A 5,179-nucleotide genomic window follows, 5' to 3' on the forward strand; every position below is an offset into this window, starting at 1 on the left:
GGGCTACCTGGGCGACGACTACAGCGTCCAGGAGCGCTTCTTCCGGCACTACTACAACGCGTTCAAAGACCCGCTGAACGTGCCGTTCCGTAAGGACGAGGACAAGAAGAAGGACCCCCTTGGCCCGGTGGCCACAAGGTCCAATCTGATCCAGATCTACGAGAAGCTGATCAACCAAGACGCCAGGCACCACCTGCAGGCCATTCGTTCCGCCGGCCAGCTGTATGCACTGATGCTGGCGCGGAACACGGACGAAGCCTGGACTCCGCTGGACAAGCCGCTGAAGGATCTGGACCGCATTCAGGGTGCGCCGTCTTACCTGTTGATGCTATACCTGCTGGTGCGATGTGAAGCACTGAGCATCGACATGGCACAACTGGAAGAGATCGCGCGTCTGTTGGTTTGCTTCTTTGTTCGACGCAACCTTACCGACACGCCACCGACCCGCGACCTGACGCGCTTGTTCATGGCCGCCATCGACAAGATGGCCGAGCATTCGGGCGACGCTGTGGTGACGGCCATCCGAGACGAATTGCTGGCGGTTTCGGCCAGCGATGAGACCTTCCGCAGCAAGCTGGAAGGCGCCATCTACGAGGAGAACGCCGGAGTCACCCGGTTTGTGCTGTGCGCCTTGGCCGAGCAGAGCATGACCAAGGAGACCTGGGTCGATCTGTGGAAGTACGAAGGCAAGCTCTTCGTGTGGACCATCGAGCACATCTTCCCGCAAGGCGACAACATCCCTGCTTCATGGGTGACCATGATTGCCGACGGCGATGAAAAGAAGGCCAAAGCCATTCAGGAAACGCATGTCCACAAGCTGGGCAACCTGACGATCTCCGGCTTCAACAGCGCGCTGGGCAACAAGAGCTTCAAAGACAAGCGTGACCGCACTGACAGCAAAGGCCGTGAGATGGGCTACAAGAACGGGCTCAAGCTGAACGCCGAGCTCGCAACGGCCGAAGCATGGAGCGTCGAGCAGATCGATGCGCGGACGACCAAGCTGGTGGACCAGGTGATGGTGTTCTTCGCCATGACGGAGGGCCAGCCATGCGCGTGATAGAACATCTGGTCAAGACCCTGCGCGACTCGGCGATCTTCAACCCCGAGGTCCAAGTCGCGCCCACGTGCATCTTGTGGCCTGACAAGGACCGTCAGTGGGAGGCGGTGATCCCGCGCCTGCAGAGCGAGCTGGCGGAGCTGCTGATGCTGGGTGACTACACGCCCGAGAACCGCATAGGCCCGGCCATTTGGCTGCGCTGCGTGATCGCCGGTAAGGCGCCCGATGTCGCCTTGCCGGCCGACCGGGTGCCGGTGTTTTACTTGGCTGGAGTGAGCCGCCAGGACTTGCGGGCTATCGAAGACTGCCCGGAATTGTTGAAGCCCTTGGCTGAATTGCAGTACCGGGGGGTGATCTGGTCGCAGGCCAACGCCAAGGACTGGACCATCATGGCCTTCCTGAAGTCGGACCAAGGCGGCATGGGTCTGGATGTGGCCCAGGACAACGAAGCCAAGAACGCGATGCAACTGGCGCTGTACCGTCTGCTGGATGAAGAACTTGAGCTGCTGAAGGGCAAGCGGCTGGACAAGGATTACTTCAATACCCTGCTGACGGGGGGCGACCCGGTGCGCGACTTGCTGCAGTGGCTGGATCTGGGCGACGCGTTTCAAACCACGCGCGGCGCCAACGAGTGGAAGGCCTTTGTTGAGGTTTGCAAGTCGCAGCTGGCGTTCAACCCTCAGGCCGATGGCGTGCTGGCGGGTGCCAGCAAGCTGGCGATGCACGAGGGGCCCTGGCATTCGGTGTGGGAGCGATACAGCGAAGCACCTAAGCGCTATCCCAACATCCCGAGCCGAATTCGCCAGTGCAAGCCGCCCGATCTGGGCATCTTCGACACGCCCGCCGAGAAGCTGAGCGGTTGGCCGCAATGGAACGAGGAGCAGGAGAAATCGCTCCAGCATGATCTGCTGGCCTTGAACCACCTGCCTGCGCATGAAGCGAGGAAGCGGGTGCTGGATCTCGAGAAAAGCCATGCACCCCGTCGTGACCTGGTCTGGGCCGAATTGGGTGAATCGCCACTGGCTTTGGCCGCCAAGCATCTGACCGTGGTGGCGGAGGTGACCAAGACAGCCCTGGCTGCCGGCTCGGTTTCAGACTTGCAGGCGGGGTACGCCAACCAGGGCTGGCGAGCCGACGATGCGATGTTGTCGGCACTGGCTTGCGTTGACAAAGCGTCTGACGTTGATGCGGTGACAACAGCGACGCGGGCGATCTATCTACCCTGGCTGGAAGAGTCTGCGCGCTACCTGCAAAAGCTGGTGGATGGGTCGAGCTACCCCGGTGGAACGATCGCCAACGCCAAGGCCTTCGCCGCCTCCAAGGGCGAGTGCGTTCTATTTGTCGATGGCATGCGCTTTGATACGGCCCGCCGCCTTTCGGGCACCCTGGAAGCGCGCGGCTTCCAGGTGGCGGAAGCCATGGGCTGGACAGCATTGCCTAGCGTGACCGCAACCGGCAAGGCGGCTGCTTCGCCTGTGCGAACCAAGATCAGCGGTACGGATGACTGCGATGACTTTGACCCTTGCGTCGCCGCCACAGGCCAATCGCTCAAGGGTGGCTACCACTTGAAGAAGCTGCTGAATGACAACCACTGGAAGGTGCTGGACCGTACCGAAAACGGCGACGGCCAAGGTAACGCGTGGTGCGAATTTGGCGACATCGACAGCGAGGGACATGCGCGCGGCTGGAAGCTGGCCAAGCACATCGACCCGCTTCTCGCAGAAATTGCTGAACGCATCGCTGCCCTGTTGGCTGCAGGCTGGAACAACGTTAGGGTCGTGACTGACCACGGCTGGCTACTCATGCCGGGCAAGTTACCCACGATTCAGATGTCCAAGGACCTCACCGACAACAAATGGGGGCGCTGCGCCTCGATCAAGCCCGGCGCTTCCACCGGTGAGCGCTTGTACCCCTGGTTCTGGAATCCCCATCAGCAGTTCGCGTTAGCTGACGGCGTGAGCTGCTACGGCAAGTCGGTGGACTACAACCACGGCGGGTTGAGCCTGCAAGAGTGCCTCACCTTGGATCTGGTGGTGACCCGGGGCGGGAGCACCTCAGGCAAGCAAGGGGCCGAGGTGACCGACATCGCTTGGAAGGGCTWGCGCTGCACGGTGGGCGTGGACGGCCAGTACGCGAATCTGTCTCTGGACATTCGGACGCAGGCGGGCGACCCGACGTCTAGCGTGGTGGTGAGCGTCAAGCTGCTCAAGGACAACGGCACCGCATCGGTGGTTGTTGAGAACGAAGAACTGCAAGGCCACGCGGCGTTTCTGGTCCTGCTCAGTGCATCGGGCGAGCTGGTGGCCGAGGCAAACATCGTGATCGGCGGAGGATAGGGAATGATTGAACTGGATCAGATAGACAAAAAAGCAGCCTCGGTGCTGGACGGGTATCTGGTCCGGAAAGACCTGGTACGCACTTTCAGTCGGCAATTTCCGGTACCCACTTACGTTGTCGAGTTCATGCTCGGCCGCTATTGCGCCAGCACCGATCAGGAGGAGATCGACGAGGGGCTCGAGATCGTGCAACGCCAGCTCAAGTCCCGCACGGTGCGGGCCGGCGAGGAAGAGCTGTTCAAGGCCAAGGCGCTTGAGACGGGCGAGGTGAAGATCATCGACCTCGTGACAGCGCGCGTGGACAACAAAGGCGAGTACGTGGCGAGTCTGCCGAGCCTACGCCTGACCGACGTGCGGATCAGCAGCAAGCTGGTCAACCAACACGAACGCATGCTGACCGGTGGCTTCTATGCCGAGCTGGGGGTGACATTCGATGTTGCCATCGCCCAGGAAAGCACAGGGCGTCCGTTTGGAATCACGTCGTTGCGGGAAATTCAGCTGTCCAAGCGCGATGTCTTGGATACCCTGGCCAAGGCCCGCCAGGCGTTCACCACCGAAGAATGGAAATGCTTTCTGCTGCGGTCTATCGGCATTGAGTCCGGCGACCTTACCGACCGCCAGCGAAACGCCCTTCTCTTGCGCATGGTTCCTTTTGTCGAGCGCAACTACAACCTGGTGGAGCTCGGGCCACGCGGCACCGGCAAGAGCCACTTGTTTCAACAGGTCTCGCCCTATGCGCACCTGATTTCAGGTGGCAAGGCCACTGTAGCCAAGATGTTCGTGGAGAACACAGCCAAGGGCCGTCGGGGCTTGGTGTGCCAGTACGACGTGGTCTGCTTCGACGAGGTGTCAGGCATCTCCTTCGACCAGAAGGATGGCGTGAACATCATGAAGGGCTACATGGAGTCCGGCGAGTTCAGCCGTGGCAAGGAGAGCATCCGCGCGGACGGCAGTATCGTTCTGGTCGGCAACTTCGACGTCGATGTGGAACACCAGCAACGCGTGGGGCACTTGTTTGGGCCCATGCCGCCGGAGATGCGTGACGACACCGCCTTCATGGATCGCATCCATGCGTTTCTGCCTGGCTGGGACGTGCCCAAGATCAATAAAGACTTGGTCACCAACCACTTCGGTCTGGTCAGCGATTTTCTGTCCGAGTGCTGGAGCCAGCTTCGGAACCAGAGCCGGGTGAGCGAGTTGCAGAACCGCGTCTTCTTCGGCGGCGCCCTGTCGGGCCGAGACACAAATGCGATCAACAAGACGGTCAGCGGCTTGCTGAAACTGTTGTACCCAAGCGCGGATGTCCCGGTCCCCGACGAAGATCTGGAATGGGCCGTTCGCATCGCCATGGAGGTCCGGCGCCGCGTCAAGGAGCAGCAGAAGCGTGTGGGCGCCGCCGAGTTTCGGAATACGCACTTCAGCTACATCATGGGCGCCGACGGTGTCGAGAAGTTCGTCTCCACGCCGGAGCTGCAAAGCGACAACAGCATTGGTGGCGACCCGCTGGAGCCTGGACAGGTGTGGACCATCAGCCCGGGCGGCGGCGAGGAGAACTCCGGCCTCTACCGCATCGAGGTGAACGAAGGCCCTGGATCTGGCCTGAAGGTGCTCAACAAACCCATTCCGCCCGCATTCCGCGAAAGCATAGGTTTCGCCGAGCAGAATCTGTACGCACGGTCGTTGCAGTTGGTTGGGGACAAGGACCCCAGGCAGCACGAGTTCACGGTACAGCTTCGGGCGTTTGACGCGGCGAAGTCCGGTGCGAAACTCGGTGTGGCCTCTCTGG

Annotated in this window: 3 protein-coding genes; all 3 read left to right on the plus strand. The window is 61.1% G+C overall.

The genetic code is table 11. The features are described from left to right. Positions 1 to 1,057 (plus strand): HNH endonuclease family protein (locus tag AC1DOC_RS18365; protein ID WP_478130224.1); only part of this gene is annotated, 1,057 nt, incomplete at its 5' end. Then, positions 1,048 to 3,393, plus strand: coding sequence for a BREX-1 system phosphatase PglZ type B (pglZ, locus tag AC1DOC_RS18370; protein ID WP_478130225.1), 2,346 nt, complete (start codon positions 1,048 to 1,050; stop codon positions 3,391 to 3,393). The genes AC1DOC_RS18365 and pglZ, both read left to right, overlap by 10 nt. 3 nt (positions 3,394 to 3,396) lie before the next feature. Then, on the plus strand, positions 3,397 to 5,179 hold a 1,783-nt coding region (gene brxL / locus AC1DOC_RS18375), incomplete at its 3' end, for a BREX system Lon protease-like protein BrxL (RefSeq protein ID WP_478130226.1).

It is taken from the genome of Variovorax sp. 01T439_2, from assembly GCF_056398445.1.